The organism is Lapillicoccus sp. (genome assembly GCF_025353065.1).
Classification (GTDB): Bacteria; Actinomycetota; Actinomycetes; order Actinomycetales; family Dermatophilaceae; genus Lapillicoccus.
On record NZ_JANXRJ010000155.1, the window covers coordinates 33,152 to 50,240 of the forward strand.

Consider the following 17,089-nt stretch of genomic DNA (forward strand, 5'->3'; position numbering starts at 1 on the left):
CGCCCATGTCGCTCGATCTCCCCTCCCCTACCCCGGCCGGTTCCTCCGGCTCGTCCGGCCCAGCCGCCACCGGGTCGGCGCCCGACGCACCAGGCCGGCTCGGCGGCACCGTCACGCCGCAGGAGGCCTTCGGCTTCCTCCGGGATCTCGGCGTGTGGCGCGACAGGCGCAAGAACGAGCTCGACGGGCTCGACTCCGCCGCGCTCGCCTCGAGCGAGCGCGACTCCTTCAGCCGCGACATGCTCGTCTCGATGGCCCTGTGGAAGGCCATCTCCGACCGCTACGACCTCCTCGCGGTCACCTTCGACAGCGGCCGGGTCGGCCCGAGCGAGGCCCAGAAGATCGCGGCGCTCATCTGGGGACGGCTCGACGTCGCGCCCGGGTCGGCCGCAGGCGTCATCGCTCCCTCGACCTCCGGGGCCCTCGCCCTGTCGCTGCCGGAGGCCTGCCGACTCTCCGATGCGATGACGTCCTCGCTGCGCGCCCGCCTCTCCCTCGAGCCCTCCGGCGCCGAGGTCGGCACCCGGCTGAAGGACGTCCGCGAGACGGTCGAGCGGATCCGCGACCAGGTCGTCATCGTGCCGCCGACCGAGCGCGAGGCGACCCGCCGGCTCGTGCAGCGGCTCGACCAGCGGCTCATCGACGTCACCGAGCGGGCCAGGCGCGGCGCCGACGTGGGCGGGCTGCTCGCCCCCCTGGAGTACGACGCCTCGACCCTCGAACGCGACCTCATCGTCGAGGCCGGCCAACGCCTCGACGCCGCCCGCGACGCGGCGCGGGCGACGCAGCTGCGTACCGAGCTCGCGGCCCGGGGTGGGGCGATCCACCTCCTCGAGGACCAGGCCGTCGCGGCCGTCACCCCCGCGCCCCGGCTCGCCATCCCGGACGTCATGGCCCTCGGCGAGGTGCCCACCACGCGCCAGGCGCTCGAGGCCTACCTCGGCCGGCTCGACGCCGTCGGCCGCGCCCTGACCCGCGCCCACGCCGCGTATGCCGATGCGCTCGCCGAGCGCGACGAGGCCCACGGGCTGGTGGGCGCGCTGGGCGCACAGGCCCGCGCGGCCGGCATACCGGTCGGTCTGCTGGCCGACCTCGAGGAGCTGTCCGCCCGGCTCGAGCGGGCCTTCGCCGCGTCGCCCACCGACATGGCCCGCGTCAGGGCCCTGACCGCGGCCTTCCAGACCTACCTCCGGACCGCCACCGCCGGCCCACCGGGGCGCCCCTGATGACCACCCGCACACGAGCGACCTCACGGACCGGGGGGTCCCGATGACCCAGACGACCACCGGGCCCGCCTGCACCCAGCCGGGCTGCACGGGCCACATCCTCGACGGCTACTGCGACGTCTGCGGAACCCCGGCGTCGGCGCCACCGGCCGCGCCCGTGGCGCCTGCTGGGTCCGCCACCGGCGCCACGTCCGCCACCGGGGCCTGCCAGGAGCCCGGCTGCCAGGGAACCGTCGTCGACGGCTACTGCGACGTCTGCGGCACCCCGGGCACCGGCGGCACCGCCACGTCGATCGCGGCCGAGGGCGACCCCGAGGGCGACGACGACGACGGCAGCGGTCTGCCGCCAGCCGTCCAGCAGCAGATCAGCTCGTCCGTCCCCAACGGCTCACCGTGCACCCAGCCGGGCTGCCAGGGGCACGTCCTCGACGGCTTCTGCGACGTCTGCGGGACCTCGGCGGAGTCGCCGGCCCCGATCGCCGGCCCCGCCGGGCTCGACAGCTCACCGTCGATGATGTCGCGGGCGAGCAACCGCCTCGCCTCCACCGCGCTCGGGTCGCTGCGCGCCAGCCAGGGCGGCAGTCGCACGACGCGTCGGGTCGGCACGGGCTCGCAGCGGATGCGCACCGCCCGGCTCGGTGCCGGCCTGACGACCATCCCCCCTGTACCCGAGATCGACGCGAGCAAGGCGGTGATGAAGGACCCGGTCGTCCCCGAAGACAAGCGCTACTGCTCCAACTGCGGCACCGCGGTCGGGCGTGGGCACGACGGGCGCGCCGGGCGCACGACGGGCTTCTGCCCCAAGTGCCGGCAGGCGTTCTCCTTCGACCCGAAGCTGAAGGCGGGTGACCTGGTCTCCGGGCAGTACGAGGTGGCAGGCTGCCTCGCGCACGGCGGCCTCGGCTGGATCTACCTCGCCCGGGACCGCAACGTCTCCAACCGCTGGGTCGTCCTCAAGGGCCTGCTCAACTCCGGCGACCCCGATGCTCTCGCCGCCGCGATCGCCGAGCAGCGCTTCCTCGCGCAGGTCTCGCACCCGCACATCGTGGAGATCTACAACTTCGTCACCTTCGACGAGGCCGGCTACATCGTCATGGAATACGTCGGCGGCACCTCGCTCAAGGCGCTGCTCAAGCAGCGGATGCGCGCGGCCGGCCGCTACGACCCCATCCCCGCCGACCAGGCCCTCGCCTACATCATCGAGATCCTCCCGGCCTTCCAGTACCTCCACGACCTCGGCCTCGTCTACTGCGACTTCAAGCCCGACAACCTCATCCAGGTCGGCGACAACATCAAGCTCATCGACCTCGGCGGCGTGCGCCGGATCGACGACGACGACTCGGCGATCTTCGGCACCGTCGGCTACCAGGCCCCCGAGGTCGCCGCCCAGGGCACGACGGTCGCGTCCGACATCTACACGATCGGCCGCACCCTCGTCGTGCTCATGATGGAGTTCCGCGGCTACCAGTCGACCTTCATCAGCTCGCTGCCCTCCGTGGACGACACCCCCCTCTTCCAGCGTTACGACTCGCTCTACCGGTTGCTGCTCAAGGCCTGCGCGAAGTCGCCCGACGACCGCTTCGCCTCGGCCGACGAGATGCGCGTGCAGATGCTCGGGGTGCTGCGCGAGATCGTCGCCCAGGACAAGAAGGGCCGCGGCCGGGCGGTCGGCTCCGCCTCCTCGCTGCTCTTCGAGGCCCCGTCGATCTCCTCGGACACCCTCGACTGGATGACCCTGCCCGGGCTGCGTGTCGACCCGACCGACCCGCAGGCGAGCTGGCTCCACGGCCTCGCCGGGACCACGCCGGAGGAGCGGCTCGAGGCCCTCGGGCTCGCTCCCTCGCAGACGCCCGAGGTGCAGCTGGAGCTGTGCCGCACAGCCCTGCTCGCGGGTCGGCCCGACCTCGTCGACCGCACGGTCAACACCATGCTCCGCACCGACCCGTGGGAGTGGCGTGCGGTCTGGATGCAGGGACTCGCCGCGCTGCAGCAGGGCGACACCCGCAGCGGACAGGTCGCGGGCGCTGCGAGCAGTTCGGGCAGCTCAGGCGGTGCCGGTAGTGCGGCAGGGAGCGCCTTCAACGCCGTCTACGGCCAGGTGCCGGGCGAGCTCGCGCCCAAGCTGGCCCTCGCCTACAGCTGCGAGACCAGCGGCGAGCTCGACATCGCCGAGAACCTGTATGCCGCGTGCGCCCGCACCGACGCCAACTACACCCCGGCGGCGGCGTTCGGCATGGCCCGCCTGCGCCGGCAGCGCGGCGACCTCGCCGGCGCGGTCGAGGCGCTCGACCTCATCCCGTCGACCTCCCGGGCCTATGCCCTGGCCCGTCAGGCCCGCGCCGATCTCCTCGCCCAGCCCGGCGTCGGTCTCGAGGTGCTCGCCCAGGCGCACTCGAGCATCGACGGGGTCCTGATGGACCCCACCGACCGCGCCCGCCTCGAGGTGCGGATCTACGAGAACAGCCTGTCCGCCGTGAGCACCGCGGGCGAGGTCCCGGGGCTGCGGATCGGGACCCACCTCGCGACCGCGAAGGGGATGCGGGAGGCTCTGGAGATCGCGTTGCGCCAGCTGGCGCGGCTCTCCCCGGCCAAGGAGGAACGCGTCCGGCTCGTCGACGAGGCCAACGCGGTCCGACCCTGGTCGCTCCGCTGAGCCGCGCACGGCGTGGCGGGCCCGCCGTGGCGGGGACGCGGCATACCCGGCCGGGGAGCTCGCGGGAGCGGAGCTCCGGGCGAAACCCGCACTGACAGCACGGATTCGACAGATCGACCGACGCACGCACCGACGAAGGGGACGGACCACATGACGACTCCCAGCGTGGGCCCTGGGGCCAGCACCGCCCCGGGGTCGCCACCGGCCTCAGCGTGCCCCAACTGCGGGGCAGCGCGCCCGGCAGATGCGCTGTTCTGCGAGGAGTGCTCCTACGACTTCACCGGAGGTCGGGCGACGAGCCAGCTCGCCTCGGGCGGTGTCGCCCCACGCGGGGTGCCGGTCGACCCGGTGACGGCCGAGGCCGGCTCGGAGTCACCGCTGGACGTCGGGTGGACCGGTCCGGTCTCCCGACGGGTCGAGACCGTGGCCCTGGTGCCCCCGCCGCCCGCCGGGGTCCTGTGCGCGCAGTGCGGCGAGGGCCACTACGAGGACGGGTACTGCGACAACTGCGGGACCAAGCAGCGCGACCCCCGCGACCACTTCGCCGAGGAGCCGGCGCCCTGGGTCGCCGGGGTCTGCGACATCGGGATCCGGCACTCGCGCAACGAGGACGCGATGGCGCTCCACGCCGACCCGGCGCAGCTGTCGTTCGCCGTGCTCGTCGTCTGCGACGGCGTCTCGAACTCCACCGACTCGCACATCGCCAGCCTCGCCGCCAGCCGCGCCGCCCGGGACGTCCTCGACGACCCCGTGGCCCGCGGCATGGGCACCCGGACGGCGATCGTCGCCTCGATGGCGGCCCGGCTCGACGAGTCCGTCCAGGCCGCGCTGGCTGCTGTTGTCGCGACAACGGCCGACCGCGAGGTCGAGAACCCCCCGTCGTGCACGTTCGTCGCCGCGATCATCGACGACGGCCTCGCCGTCGTCGGCAACGTCGGGGACAGCCGCGCATACTGGCTCCCCGACGACCCGGCAGCCCCGGCCCGCCAGCTCACGCGGGACGACTCGTTCGCCGCCGAGCAGATCAGCGCCGGGATGTCGCGCGAGGAGGCCGAGACCAGCCCCGGGGCGCACGCGATCACGCGGTGGCTCGGCGTGGACGCACCCGAGGACCTGACGCCGCACACCGCCGACCTCGACCTCGTCGACGACGGGTGGCTGATGGTGTGCAGCGACGGGCTGTGGAACTACTGCTCGGACGCCACCGACCTCAGGGCCCTCGTCCACGCGACGATGGCGCGGCTCGGGACGGGCGCCAGGCACCCGTGGAGCCTCGCGCAGGGCCTGACCGACTTCGCCCTCGAGCGAGGCGGGATGGACAACATCACCGTCACGCTGGCGCGCGTCGGGGCCGTGGACCCGAAGCCCGAGCCGCCCGTCGTGGCACCGGTCGAGCCACCCGCGAGCCCACAAGCAGGGGTGTCGACACCGGGCGGGACCCCCTCCCCTGGTCCCCACCCGGCGGACGGTGTGGAATCAGGGGACGCACCCGAGTCACCCCCGACCGCGACGCTCCCCCCTCCCGACAGCCCGCAGACACCCGACCGCAGCACGACACCCGAGGTCGCGACCGACGACGCCGCGCCCGACGATGGAAAGGACACCCCCTGATGGCACAGTTCACCGCCGAGGTCTTCCAGAACGAGTTCCTCCCCGACGGGGGCACCGACGTCCACGCGATCGTCCGGGTGACCTGCCGCGGGGCCGGGCAGGCGGGGGCCGGGGTGACGGACGCCGCGGAGATCATCATCGTCGACACGTCCGGGTCGATGGGCGAGAACGGCATCGCCCAGGGGCGCAACGCCGCGACGGCCGCCCTCAACGAGATCCTCGACGGCACGTGGTTCGCGGTGATCGCCGGCAACCACGTCGGGACGCTCGTGTTCCCCCCGGCCCACGGCGGACAGCAGATGGTGCGCATGGACGCCTCTTCCCGGCGGGCCGCGATCGCGTCCATCGGACAGTTCCGCGCTGACGGCGGCACGGCGATGGGCACTTGGCTCACCAAGGCCACCGAGGTGTTCGACACCGTCCCCCAGGCCACCCAGCGCCACGCGATCCTCCTCACCGACGGCGCGAACGAGCACGAGACCCCCGACGAGCTGACCCGCTCGATCGGGGCCGCCTCCGGCCGGTTCCAGTGCGACTGCCGCGGGCTCGGCGACCGCTGGCAGGTCGACGAGGTCCGCCGGATCGCGTCGGCGCTGATGGGCAGCGTCGACCTCATCCCCTCCGCGCAGGAGATGGCGGCAGAGTTCCAGAGCCTGATGCGCAAGGCGATGGCCCGCGGTGTCGCCAACGTCGACCTGCGGGTGTGGTCGCCGCAGGGCGCCCAGACCCTGTTCGTCAAGCAGGTCGCGCCGACCCTCGCCGACCTCACCCCCCGCCGCAGCCAGGTCAACCCGCTGACCTCCGGCTTCCCCCTCGGCGCGTGGGCCGACGAGAGCCGCGACTTCCACGTCGCCGTCCGGCTGCCGGCCAAGACCGTGGGCCAGGAGCAGCTGGCGGCCCGCGTCCAGGTGACCCTCGGCGACGAGGTCCAGACCCAGGCGCTGGTCAAGGCGACGTGGTCCAACGACGAGTCCCTCACCACTCGGATCGACGACCAGGTTGCCCGCTACACCGGGCAGGCCGAGCTGGCCGCAGCGATCCAGGACGGGCTCGCGGCCAAGGCGGCCGGGGACGACAACGACGCGACGGCCAAGCTCGGCCGGGCCGTGCAGCTCGCCACCGCCGCCGGTGACCAGGAGATGACCTCGCGGCTGCGCAAGGTCGTCGACATCGACAACGCCGAGACCGGCACCGTCCGCCTCAAGAAGGGCGCCGACCGCCTCGACGAGATGGCCCTTGACACCGCCTCGACGAAGACGACTCGGGTGAAGAAGTGATCTGCCCCAACGGTCACCAGTCCGTGGCCGAGGACTTCTGCGACACCTGCGGCGCGAAGATCGACCCTGCTGCCCAGCCGGCGGCCGCCGCACCACCGGGCGAGGGCACCCGACCTCCACCGGCCGCGCCCACCGACCAGACCTGCCCCAACTGCCAGACGGTCAACCCGGTCGATGCCTTGTTCTGCGAGGCGTGCGGCTACGACTTCACCACCGGGGCGCTCCCGCGGGGGGCCGAGCCGGTGGCCTCCCCGGCGCTGGGCAGCCCGGAGGTCGGCTCGCTCGACCTGGACGCCGCTGCTCCCGATCATGGCGTTCCGGAACACGGTGTTCCGGTGAGCATCCCGTCGGAGGCCGCCGGGGTCGAGGGCGGCACGGCCGAAGGCGCCGCCGCCGAGATCCCGTCGGCTGCTGCCCCGAGCCAGCCGGGCGCGGCAGGCCCGGCGGTCGCCCCGACGGCCGGGAGCACCGGCATACCGCCGCAGATCCCGCTGGAGTGGGTGGCGGAGGTCTGGATCGACCCCGACTGGTATGCCGGGCAGGAGGCCGAGGAGCCGATGCCGTCTCCGGGGTTGCCTGCCGTCGTCCCCCTGACGGCCCGCAGCATCCTCGTCGGCCGGGTCTCGGCGAGCCGCAACATCCACCCCGACATCGACTGCACCGACGACACCGGGGTCAGTCGGCGGCACGCCCAGCTGACCACGGACGGCACCCGGTGGTTCGTCGAGGACCTCGCCTCGTCCAACGGCACGTTCGTCGGCCCGGCCTCCGGGCCCCTTCCCGACGACCCGATCCCGGTCGGTCCGCGGACCGAGCTCGACGGGGACGACCGGGTCTACGTCGGGGCGTGGACGCGGATCGTCGTCCGCCGGGCGACCGACGACGAGCGCGAGGTCGGCGCGGCCTGACCCCCCTCGTCAGCCGGCGACGGTGACCTGGGTCCAGGTCTCGCCGCCGTCGGTGCTGCGCCAGAAGCCGCCGGCCGGGTCGGTCGGCACGGCGTAGAACGTGCCGGCTCCCGGGGACCCGACCCAGGCCCAGCCGCGGTCGGGCAGCGGCGGGGGCGACGCCGGGGTGTGCCAGCTGCGGCCGCCGTCGGAGCTGACCGTCATCGAGCCGTGCAGGTCGGCGCGGCCGCCGGAGACCACGAGCAGGTGCTTCGGGTCGGAGGCCGTCACCGAGACGCCACCGGCGTTGGCCACCACCGGGCCCGTCGAGGTCACTCTCGTCCAGGTCGCCCCACCGTCGCCGCTCGTGACGACACCGAACCCGAGCTGCCCGGCGCCTCCGTCGGGCTGACACAGGGCATCGAGCGTGGTGCCGGAGGCCGGGGTGACGAGTCGGGCCGCGCCGGTGCCGGCGCATCCGGTCACGGCGACGGGGTGCAGGCCGTCGGTGAGCAGGAGCTGGGCGGGTATGCCGTTGCCGCCGGTCACGGTGATCACGGCCTTGCCCGCAGACCACCCGATGTCGGCTGCGGTGACACCCGGTCCGGCGTCGAGCGTGCCTCCCAGGTCTCCCGCCGAGCTCGCCGAGCTCGCCGTCGCAGGCGCCCTGATCACGCTCACCGGACCGGAGCAGGCTTCGCCGGCGCACGCGGCGGCCGTCGTGAGCACGACATCGGTGCCGTCGGTCTCCACGTCGAGGACCGCGGCACCACCGACGTGCGCGTAAGGGGCCCAGGTCCGGCCGCCGTCGGTGGTCCTCAGCACCCGGGCGCCGAACGCCCAGCCGATCGAGTCGGTGGCGAAGCGGATGTCGCTGACCGAGTCGGGCGACCGGGTGAGGGCACCGGAGGCCGGCCCGCGGGGCGCGACCCCCACGCCCTGCAGCTGCCCCCGCAGGCTCCAGGTGATGCCGCCGTCGGTCGAGGTCGCGACCAGCGCGCAGGGTCCGGACGGGCAGGTGGCCCGACCGAGGGCGAAGAGCCTGCCGTCGCTGACGGTCGAGACCGACGCCACGGCGAAGTCGGCAGGGACGGGAACCGCCGTGGTCGCCGAAGCCGTGGTCGGCAGGGTCGTCGCGGGCGACGCCGGGCTCGGCGCGCTGCTGCCCGTGGCGGAGGATGGTGCCGGGCTCCGGGTGACGTAGACGGTCTGCGTGACGGAGGGGTGGGCCGCGACGACCGGCACCCCCGCGCGCTTGGCCGAGATGGCCCAGGCCGAGCCACCGATGACGAGGACGGCCGCGGCGACCGCGGCATACCGCACCCAGCCGGTGCGCCTCGGGCGGCCGGCCTCGCGGGTGATCTCGAGCCACCGGGCGTCGTCGCCGTGCAGGTCGGCGATGTCCTCCCGCGCGGCGGCGAAGAAGTCGGCGACCGGGTCGCGCGGCCCGTCGCCGGTCGGCGCGCCCGACCGGGGCTCGTCGGGGCTCATCGCACTCCCTCCAGCAGCAGCGCCATCCGGTGCCGGGCATCGAAGAGGTCGCGCTTGACGGTGCCCTCGGCCTTGCCGAGGTGCGTGGCGATCTGGGCCACGGTGAGGTCGGCGAAGTAGTGCAGCAGGACGACCACGCGCAGCCGGTCGGGCAGCGCGAGGACGGCGTCGCGGACCGTCAGCCGGGTCGCGAGGTCGGGCGGGGCGGCGGACTCCTGGGCCAGCCCCACCTTGCCGTATGCCGTCTGCTCACGACCCCGGCGCCGCCAGTGGTCGCGCACGAGGTTGGCCGTCGTCGCGTAGAGCCAGGCGCGCGGCTCGTCGATGGTGCTCCACGAACGCACCAGCTTGACGAAGGCCTCCGTCGCGAGGTCGTGGGCGAGGTCGGGATCTCCGACGAGCTTGCCCGTCCAGCCCGCAAGCCGGCCGTAGTGGGCGTCGTAGACCTCCCGCAGGGCCGCCTGCGGCGGGGCATCGTCCATCGCACGGGCGGTGCGGAGGACCCGGTCCCCACGGTCTTCGGGGGTCGAGCGGCTCGCGTGCGGCATCGCCCCTCCCCGGAGGTCCAGGACCACGGGCGCGGTCACAGTCGTCATGCTCTCTGTGACGCCCCACGGTGCCATCGGGTTGGTCCCTGCGGATCACCCGTCCGGGGCCATCATGCCGTGAGGCTGCGACACCGCGGTTGCCACCCCGCGTCGTTGCGGTCGAGCAGCTCCTCGAGATCGCGCAGCCGACCCCGGGCGGCGTTGAGCGCCCACTCGTCGAGGGAGGCCGCAGCACGTTCCATCTCCTCGAGGGCCTCGGCCCGCTGCTCGCGCACCTCGGCGAGGAACGCGGCGCTGACCTCGAGGTCGGGGGTGCGGACGTCGGTGCTCATCACCCTGCCCGCCCGTCGGTGCGGGCGCCCGACACGGCGCGGCGGGTGATGACGGCCCCGCCACCCCCGGGGACCTGGCCGAGCAGGACCCCCAGCAGGGCGCCGGCTTCGGCGCGAGCGAGGCCGGGCGGGTCCTCGTGGAGCAGCCGGACGATCTCCTGCGGCGCGGACTCGTAGGCCGCGGACGACAGGACCACGAGTCGGTCTCCCGGCCGGAGCACGGCCTGCCCGGTCGTCCCGGGCACCTCGGGGAGCATCAGGATCTGCTCACCGCGGACCAGCAGCGCGGGCGGCCCCCAGGACGCCCGGACCGACAGGGACCCGTCGCGATGGACCCAGACGGTGGTCGAGGAGGCCGGCGCGGCGACCGGCAGGTCGTCGGCCATCGGCGTCGCCCCACCCTGGTCGGCGACGACGACGCAGAGCCGGTCGGCGCCAGGGATGACTCGCGCTGCCCGGTGGGCGCCCTCGTGGAGGACGACGTCGAAGCCGGCCCCGCTGAGTCGGCGCAGGACGAGCGGCTGGCGGTTCGGCGCCTGGCGTTTCAGCGACGGGCCGTCCTGTCGGCGTCGGGGCTCGGGCCGGCTCTCGACCTGCTGGAGGCTGTGGGGCTGCGTCGTTGCGGTCATGAGGCCTGACTCCCGATCTCGAGGACGTTGGCCAACCCGGTGCGCCGGAGCTGGTCGAGGGTGCGTGTCGTGGGGCTGATGAGGACGACCCGGATCTGGCGGGCGGCGCAGGTCCGCTTGACCCAGAGGAGGGTCGCGATGCTCCCCGACGAGAGCCGGTCGATGTGCGAGACGTCGATCTCGACGGTGTGGGTGCCGCCGGTGATGAGCGGGGCGAGGTGCCACCTCAGGTCACCCGGGCCCACCGCGACGGCCTCGTCGGCGAGGGCCACGGCAACCACGCCGTCGTTTTCGCCGAGGAGCGGCAGCGCGGGAGACCCGGACGGCGGCGGCGTGCCGGTGGTGCCGGTGCTCGTGGCCATGGTCGGTTCTCCTCCCTCACGGGGTCGCGCTGCGGTTCCCTCACTCTGTCCCTCGGATGTTGAGGATCGCCGCCGTTCTCTTTGCGGTTGCGTGACGGTCTCGGTCGGCGTCACGCGCCGGTCCGCTGCGCACCCTGCGGCTGAGCCGAGGACACAACTTGCGCTGGCAGGATGGCGGTCGTGGCGACGCTCCTGGTGCTCGAGGACGACGACGGCATCCGTGCTGCCCTGGGCCTCGCGATGGAGGACGAGGGTTACGACGTCATCGAGGCGGCCAGCGCCGAGGCGGCGCTCGTCCTCGTCGGCCGCACCCCACCCGACGTCATGCTCGTGGACCTCACGCTCGGAGGCATGGACGGGGTGACCTTCATCCGCGAGGTCCGCCCGTTCAGCCAGGCGCCCATCATCGTCGTCAGTGCGCGCACGGACACCGAGGACATCGTCAGGGCCCTCGAGGCGGGCGCCGACGACTACGTCACCAAGCCGTTCCAGGTGGTCGAGGTCAGCGCCCGCCTGCGGGCGATGCGTCGCCGGGCCGCCTCGCCGGCTCCCTCGGCCGGGCACGGGTCGACCCTGCTCCTCCACGACGACGGACCGCTGGTGCTCGACCTGGGCGCCGGGGTGGTGCGGCGGGGCGGCGAGGAGGTGCACCTCACCGTGACCGAGTTCCGTCTCCTCTGCGAGCTGGCCTCACCGCCGGGTCGCGTCCTCTCGCGCCGAGTCCTGCTCGAGCGGGTCTGGGACCGCGACTACTTCGGGGACGAGCGCATCGTCGACGTCCACGTGCGCCGGCTGCGGACCAAGGTCGAGCCGACGGCGAGCTCGCCCACCCTCGTCGTCACCGTCCGCGGCCAGGGCTACCGGCTGGACACGGCGTGACGACGACCCGGGCGCCCCGATGGCGGCAGCGGGCAGCACAGCCGCTCGGCCGGCTGCGCCTCGCGGGCCACCTGCTGTCCCGTCTCGGCCTGCGGAGCACGGTGACCCTCTTCTTCGCCCTCGGCGCGCTCATCGTGTCGGCGCTGCTGTCGATCGGCACCTACCTCGTGGCCCGGCACTACCTCATCGACCAGCGCCAGGAGACCGCCCTGCGCCAGACGTATGCCGATGCCTCCTTCGTCGCCGACGGGCTGCGGACCCAGGGGGCCAAGGTGCCCGAGGTGCTCGGGTCGGTCAACGCGCCGTCGGACTCCGAGCTCCTCGTGCGCCTGGGCGGGCGGTGGTTCTCCTCGTCGCTGACGCAGGGGCCGCAGTCGATCCCGCAGACGGTGCTCGACGGCGTGGGTGCCGGCGCCGTCACCTACGAGTGGACGCGCGTCGAGGGCAAGCCGGCCATCGTCATCGGCGTGCCGCTGCGCACCGCGAACGCCCAGTTCTACGAGGTGGCGGTGACGACGGAGCTCGGCGCGACCCTGACCACACTGGCGATCGTGCTCGGGGCGTTCGCCCTCCTCAGCACCCTGGCCGGCGCGGTCCTCGGCCGGTTCGCCGCCCGGCAGCTGATGGTCCCGCTCGACAGCGTCGCGACCGCCGCCGCGCGGATCGGCGCCGGAGGGCTGCAGACCCGGCTGCCGCCGACCGACGACCCCGACCTCGCGACCATCGTCGGCGCCTTCAACAGCATGGTCGAGGCGCTCGAGGAACGCATCCAGCGCGACGCGCGCTTCGCCGCCGACCTCGGCCACGAGCTGCGTTCTCCCCTCACCACGCTCGTCGCCAGCGTCCAGATCATCGAGCGCCGCCGCGACGAGCTGCCCGAGCGCAGCCGACGGGCCATCGACCTCGTCTCCGTCGAACTGGCCCGGTTCCACCAGACCCTCGAGGACCTGCTCGAGCTCGGGCGCCTCGACGCGGGGGTGCGCGACCAGGTCCTCGTCCACCTCGAGGCGGGCGAGCTCGTCCGGGAGACGCTCACGAGCAGTCATCGTGACCCCGCCCTGCTCGCGGTCGAGGGGGTCAACCTCGGGATCGAGGTCGACAAGCGCCAGCTGTCGCGGAGCCTCGTCAACCTCCTCGACAACGCGGACCGGCACGCCGGAGGCGTCACGGCGGTGATGGTCCGTCGGGTCCGCGACCGGGTGCGAATCCTGGTGGAGGACAACGGGCCCGGGGTGCCCGAGCCGGAGCGGGAGCGGATCTTCGAGCGGTTCGTCCGAGGGGGTTCCCGTGGCAGCCTCCCGGGAAGCGGACTCGGCCTCAGCATCGTCGGGGAGACCGTCGTGGCCCACGGCGGTCGGGTGTGGTGCGAGGAGGCCCCGGACGGGGGTGCGCGTTTCTGCATCGACCTGCCCGCTGCGCCGCTCCGCCCCCGGGTCTCCCCCGACGCGCGCGAGGCCGACGACGCGGCCGGACCGACCGCACTGGGTGCGACCAGGTCGTCGTGGTGACCCGGCGCCTCCGCGTGGGACTGCTCGGGGCCGGCACGTCCCTCGTGCTGCTCGGAGCCTGTGGCCTCCCGTCGGGCGGACAGGCCCAGCGGGTGGCGCCGGCCGACGTCCCCTACGGCCTGCTCGAGACGAGCCCGTCCGTCACGGCGGCCACCGCCCCGAACTCGTCCCCGGGCTCGTCGAGCCCGGGGACGGTCTACCTCGTCGACGACGCGCAGCTGCTGGTCCCCCTCACGGTCCAGGTGGACGATGCGACCCTGCTGCCGCTCGTGCAGTCGCTGCTCAACCGGCTGGCCGTCGGCCCGACGGACCGCGAGCGCGCGCGCGGGCTGCTGACCGACCTCGGCCCGGGCGCGAGTCTCACCGTGCGGAGCATCCGCGACGGGACGGCATACATCGAGGTCCAGGCGGCCGTCCAGGCCCCCAGCCCGGGTCGCCTGCCCATCGCCATCGGGCAGGTCGTCCTCACGGCGACCTCGGTCGTCGGGGTCGACCGGGTGAGCTTCGTGCTGTCGGACGGGACCACGGCCAGCGTCCCGGCCCCACCCGCCGGCGACTCGACGGCGACGCCGCTCACCGCGCCCGACTACGCGAGCCTGCTCGCCCCGGGGCAACCGCCGCCCGCGGGCACCGAGCCGCTCCCGGCCTCCACCGACCCGGCCGCGACACCGAGCGCGACACCGACACCGCCCACGTCCTGACCTCGGGCGAGCCGCAGGTCAGGGTGACCGACGCCCGCACCACCCGGTCGCCGGTGGTTGGATGACGGGATGGCCACCGACCACCATGACGTGCTGCCTCCCGTCGACCCGCCCGTGCCCGACCCGGCACGGTCGACACCGAGGCCGGCGCGGTCTCCGGCTGGCACCACCACGGCACGCACGACACGACCCTCTACATCGTCTCCGGGTCGATGCGTCTCGAGTCCGGGCCGGGCGGTGGACAGGTCGTGGAGGGCGGGCCGGGCGACTTCCTCCACGGGCCGGCCGGGGCGGTGCACCGTGAGTCCAATCCCGGCGACGGCACCTCGCGGGCCGTCATCGTCCGGTGCGGGTCCGGGACGCCGACCGTCAACGTCCACGGCCCGGCCGACCCGGGACCGACGCTGTCCTGAGCCGCCTGCCGACCGTCAGATGGCCTGGAGCTTCTGCAGCCGGTTGAGCGAGAGGTAGCCGAAGGGGATGGGCAACCAGTAGGTCGCCAGCCGGTAGAGCAGCACCGACGAGACGGCCGTGCCGCTGTCGACGCCGATGGCGATGAGACCGCCGGAGATCGCCGCCTCGATGCCGCCCAGGCCGCCCGGAGTCGGGACGGCGGACCCGATGATGGCCCCGGCGAAGTAGACGACCGCCACGGCCGCGACGGGCGCGTCCGACCCGAAGGCCCGGGTCGCGCAGACCAGTGCCGCCACGAACGACGCGTCGAGGAGCAGGGCCCCCCCGAGCAGCTCGGCGACCTTGCGCGGGTGCTGGAAGACGCCGAGCACCTGCGGGACGACGGTCTTGACCTGGGGCAGGACGCGGGAGGTGATGATCGTGCGGATCTTGGGCACCGCGAGCAGACCCAGCAGGACGAGGATGACGATCGGGACCGCGGCCACGAGGGCGGGCGGTGGCGTGAAGGAGGCTCGGGGTCCCGTGCCGGCGAGGACGCCGGAGAGGATGAGCATCGTGACGTAGGAACAGAACTGGGCCACCTGAGCGACCCCGACACTGGCTCCCGCGATCGCCGGCTTGACGCCGCTCTTCTGCAGGTATCGGGTGTTGAGGGCGAGGTTGCCGATGACCGCCGGGGCGACGAGCCCGCTGAAGGCGACGGCGAGCTGGGTCATGTAGGTGCGGGAGAAGCGCAACGGGGTGTTGACCGACCCCGTCAGCACCGTCGAGGCGCCGGCGAAGGTGAGGGCGGCGAAGGCGACGGTGGCGAGCACCCACCCCCACTTCGCCTCCCGGATCACCTTGGCGATGTCGACCTGCGCGAAGAGCGTCAGCAGGAAGTATGCCGCGACCCCGCCGGCGAGCACGGTGACGAGACCTCGCAGCGTGACCCGGCGCAGCTCGACCGGCTCCGCCTGCTCCGAGCTCGGCCGCAGCCGGGTGATCTCGTCCCGGAGTCGCCCGAGCAGGGTCTTGTCCGCTTTCAGCGCCCTCCGGGTCGACCGGGTCATGGCGATGGGCTGGAGGACCGGCAGGGCCCGGGCCACGGCCTCCTCACCGAGCCCGGCGACGGCGCCGGACACGGCACGCTCGGGCCCGACGACGAGGGCCACAGCCGTCAGCATCTGGGCCGAGTCGATGCGCAGGGTGAGGTCGTCGGCCGCGACGTCGCCGTTCCCGACCCGGCGCAGGGCCGCCGCGCCGGCGTCGGTGATCATCACGACGTCGGCCGCGAGTCCTCGATGGGCCACCCGCCGTCGTCGCAGCGTCGACAGCATCTCCCACACCTTCTCGAGGTCGGTGTCGCTCAGCCGCTGACCGAGCTCGAGCAGGGTGCGGCCCTGCGGCTCGGCATACGCGATGGCGGCGGAGAAGGCGCCCACCTCGCAGACGGCCAGCGGCTGTGGCGCGCTCACGCCCGCGGCCGCGAGGGCCAGGCCCATGAGGGTGCGGTGCTCGAGATCCGCCCGCAGGGAGAGCGAGGGTGAACGGGTGCTGGCGCTGCGAAGGCGCAGGGTGCGCAGGAACCGTCGGCCCGAGGCGAGCCCGAAGGTGTCGCGGTCCATCACCTGCACGTCGAGCTCGTGCTCGGCGGTCTGTCCGCGGTAGCGCCGGTCACCGGAGTCGTCGGGGTCGACGAGCTCGAGGCGGGTCAGGGGCAGGCCCGTCCCGACGAGGGCCTGGGCCACCTCCGATCCGGGGGGCCGGGTCGACGCGGCGCCGAAGCCGTAGCGGAAGGCGAGACCGACGGCCCAACCGAGCAGCAACGAGACCCCGACGGCCAGACTGGTGCTCTGGCCCGAGAGGAAGGCGGTGACGGCGGAGGAGCCGATGATGACGATCGCCAACGGCGAGATGTATTTGCGGCCCACGATGTCGGCCACCGTGAGGAGCGCGACGAGCGAGACGATGACCGGGTCGATGGGCGCCGTGCGGCCCTGCAGGAGCGGCCGGGTCAGCGCCCCCAGCACGACCCCGAGGTGACCGTCGAGGATGAGGCTGCGCAGCCCGAGGACGAGCAGCGCCCCGGTGCCCGCGGCCACCAGGGCGTGCACCAGCTGCAGCGGCCGGGACCTGAGGATGAGGTCGGCGCCCACCGCGAGAGGGAGGACGACGATGCCGATGCCCGCCAGCCAGCTGAAGACCTGCAGGAGCAGTCGCGGCACACCGCCGGTCGCCAGCGCGAGGTCCTGCTCGAGGGCGCCGGTGGTGCCGACGGCCACATCGGCGAGCGCGATGGCGACCACGAGCACGACGACCGCGGTGCCGAGACGCAGGGCGTCGGCGGGCCGGCGCACCCGGTCGGGGATCGGCGGCTCGATGACCTCGACCCCCTCGACGACGACCCGCAGCACGTCCGCGTCGGCAGCCCCGTCGACGGTGGGCGGACGATGGACCGCGTCCGTGGGGTCCTGGAGCCCCGACGGGGGCAGGGCGGGATCAGCGACGCGCGTGACGTCGGTTCCCTCGGCGCTCTCCCTGACCACGGTTCCATCCTGCCTCACGCGGCGCACCATCCCACCGTGCGCC

14 protein-coding genes and 1 pseudogene are annotated in these 17,089 nt (G+C 73.9%); 9 read left to right on the top strand and 6 right to left on the bottom strand.

Features of this window, described 5'->3' with window-relative positions; translation table 11 throughout:
* Positions 1 to 5 precede the first annotated feature (5 nt).
* From Q0R63_RS12480 to Q0R63_RS12500, 5 genes are all read left to right on the top strand, one after another.
* Positions 6 to 1,226 (top strand): hypothetical protein, encoded by a 1,221-nt coding sequence (locus Q0R63_RS12480; RefSeq protein WP_295697642.1) that lies wholly within the window; start codon positions 6 to 8, stop codon positions 1,224 to 1,226.
* 43 nt (positions 1,227 to 1,269) lie between these two features.
* Complete coding sequence (locus Q0R63_RS12485; protein ID WP_295697644.1) at positions 1,270 to 3,879, top strand: serine/threonine-protein kinase; 2,610 nt, start codon at positions 1,270 to 1,272, stop codon at positions 3,877 to 3,879.
* A gap of 150 nt (positions 3,880 to 4,029) precedes the next feature.
* The gene (locus Q0R63_RS12490) at positions 4,030 to 5,490 is read left to right on the top strand and encodes a protein phosphatase 2C domain-containing protein (RefSeq protein WP_295697645.1); all 1,461 of its coding nucleotides are present in this window, start codon (positions 4,030 to 4,032) and stop codon (positions 5,488 to 5,490) included.
* Positions 5,490 to 6,767, top strand: coding sequence for a VWA domain-containing protein (locus tag Q0R63_RS12495; RefSeq protein ID WP_295697647.1), 1,278 nt, complete (start codon positions 5,490 to 5,492; stop codon positions 6,765 to 6,767). Before Q0R63_RS12490 ends, Q0R63_RS12495 begins: the two co-directional genes overlap by 1 nt.
* Positions 6,764 to 7,675, top strand: a complete 912-nt coding sequence (locus Q0R63_RS12500; RefSeq protein ID WP_295697648.1) for an FHA domain-containing protein — start codon at positions 6,764 to 6,766, stop codon at positions 7,673 to 7,675. Before Q0R63_RS12495 ends, Q0R63_RS12500 begins: the two co-directional genes overlap by 4 nt.
* Positions 7,676 to 7,684: 9 nt before the next feature.
* Here the strand turns inward: Q0R63_RS12500 and Q0R63_RS12505 are convergent, their stop codons facing one another.
* From Q0R63_RS12505 to Q0R63_RS12525, 5 genes are all read right to left on the bottom strand, one after another.
* Entirely contained in the window at positions 7,685 to 9,145 is a 1,461-nt protein-coding gene (locus Q0R63_RS12505) for a sialidase family protein (protein ID WP_295697650.1), read from the bottom strand.
* Entirely contained in the window at positions 9,142 to 9,693 is a 552-nt protein-coding gene (locus Q0R63_RS12510; protein WP_295697652.1) for an RNA polymerase sigma factor, read from the bottom strand. The genes Q0R63_RS12505 and Q0R63_RS12510 overlap by 4 nt, the downstream gene beginning before the upstream one ends.
* Before the next feature lie 110 nt (positions 9,694 to 9,803).
* Positions 9,804 to 10,025: a hypothetical protein gene (locus tag Q0R63_RS12515; protein ID WP_295697653.1), complete on the bottom strand. Its 222-nt coding sequence runs from the start codon at positions 10,023 to 10,025 to the stop codon at positions 9,804 to 9,806.
* Positions 10,025 to 10,654 carry a hypothetical protein gene (locus Q0R63_RS12520; RefSeq protein WP_295697655.1) on the bottom strand — a complete coding sequence of 210 codons (630 nt, stop codon included), beginning with the start codon at positions 10,652 to 10,654 and terminating at the stop codon, positions 10,025 to 10,027. Before Q0R63_RS12520 ends, Q0R63_RS12515 begins: the two co-directional genes overlap by 1 nt.
* A complete protein-coding gene (locus Q0R63_RS12525; RefSeq protein WP_295697657.1) occupies positions 10,651 to 11,016 on the bottom strand; it encodes an STAS domain-containing protein in 366 nt (121 codons plus the stop codon). The genes Q0R63_RS12520 and Q0R63_RS12525 overlap by 4 nt, the downstream gene beginning before the upstream one ends.
* A gap of 171 nt (positions 11,017 to 11,187) precedes the next feature.
* Here Q0R63_RS12525 and Q0R63_RS12530 point away from each other — a divergent pair, with 171 nt between their 5' ends.
* The 4 genes and pseudogenes from Q0R63_RS12530 to Q0R63_RS12545 all read left to right on the top strand — a co-directional run.
* On the top strand, positions 11,188 to 11,895 hold the full coding sequence (locus Q0R63_RS12530) for a response regulator transcription factor (RefSeq protein ID WP_295697659.1): 708 nt from the start codon (positions 11,188 to 11,190) through the stop codon (positions 11,893 to 11,895).
* Positions 11,892 to 13,403, top strand: coding sequence for an ATP-binding protein (locus Q0R63_RS12535; RefSeq protein WP_295697661.1), 1,512 nt, complete (start codon positions 11,892 to 11,894; stop codon positions 13,401 to 13,403). The genes Q0R63_RS12530 and Q0R63_RS12535 overlap by 4 nt, the downstream gene beginning before the upstream one ends.
* Positions 13,400 to 14,104 carry a GerMN domain-containing protein gene (locus tag Q0R63_RS12540; protein WP_295697662.1) on the top strand — a complete coding sequence of 235 codons (705 nt, stop codon included), beginning with the start codon at positions 13,400 to 13,402 and terminating at the stop codon, positions 14,102 to 14,104. The genes Q0R63_RS12535 and Q0R63_RS12540 overlap by 4 nt, the downstream gene beginning before the upstream one ends.
* A gap of 143 nt (positions 14,105 to 14,247) precedes the next feature.
* Positions 14,248 to 14,517: pseudogene (locus Q0R63_RS12545) on the top strand (cupin domain-containing protein); the annotation flags it as partial.
* A gap of 15 nt (positions 14,518 to 14,532) precedes the next feature.
* On the opposite strand, the gene Q0R63_RS12550 reads toward Q0R63_RS12545, so the two are convergent.
* Complete coding sequence (locus Q0R63_RS12550) at positions 14,533 to 17,046, bottom strand: lysylphosphatidylglycerol synthase transmembrane domain-containing protein (RefSeq protein ID WP_295697664.1); 2,514 nt, start codon at positions 17,044 to 17,046, stop codon at positions 14,533 to 14,535.
* Positions 17,047 to 17,089: the final 43 nt, after the last annotated feature.

Bases quoted from the DNA above. Each gene is read 5' to 3' on its own strand.
- Q0R63_RS12480 (WP_295697642.1), top strand. From the start codon at position 6: ATGTCGCTCGATCTCCCCTCCCCTACCCCGGCCGGTTCCTCCGGCTCG.
- Q0R63_RS12485 (WP_295697644.1), top strand. From the start codon at position 1,270: ATGACCCAGACGACCACCGGGCCCGCCTGCACCCAGCCGGGCTGCACG.
- Q0R63_RS12490 (WP_295697645.1), top strand. From the start codon at position 4,030: ATGACGACTCCCAGCGTGGGCCCTGGGGCCAGCACCGCCCCGGGGTCG.
- Q0R63_RS12495 (WP_295697647.1), top strand. From the start codon at position 5,490: ATGGCACAGTTCACCGCCGAGGTCTTCCAGAACGAGTTCCTCCCCGAC.
- Q0R63_RS12505 (WP_295697650.1), bottom strand. From the start codon at position 9,145: ATGAGCCCCGACGAGCCCCGGTCGGGCGCGCCGACCGGCGACGGGCCG.
- Q0R63_RS12510 (WP_295697652.1), bottom strand. From the start codon at position 9,693: ATGCCGCACGCGAGCCGCTCGACCCCCGAAGACCGTGGGGACCGGGTC.
- Q0R63_RS12515 (WP_295697653.1), bottom strand. From the start codon at position 10,025: ATGAGCACCGACGTCCGCACCCCCGACCTCGAGGTCAGCGCCGCGTTC.
- Q0R63_RS12520 (WP_295697655.1), bottom strand. From the start codon at position 10,654: ATGACCGCAACGACGCAGCCCCACAGCCTCCAGCAGGTCGAGAGCCGG.
- Q0R63_RS12525 (WP_295697657.1), bottom strand. From the start codon at position 11,016: ATGGCCACGAGCACCGGCACCACCGGCACGCCGCCGCCGTCCGGGTCT.
- Q0R63_RS12530 (WP_295697659.1), top strand. From the start codon at position 11,188: ATGGCGGTCGTGGCGACGCTCCTGGTGCTCGAGGACGACGACGGCATC.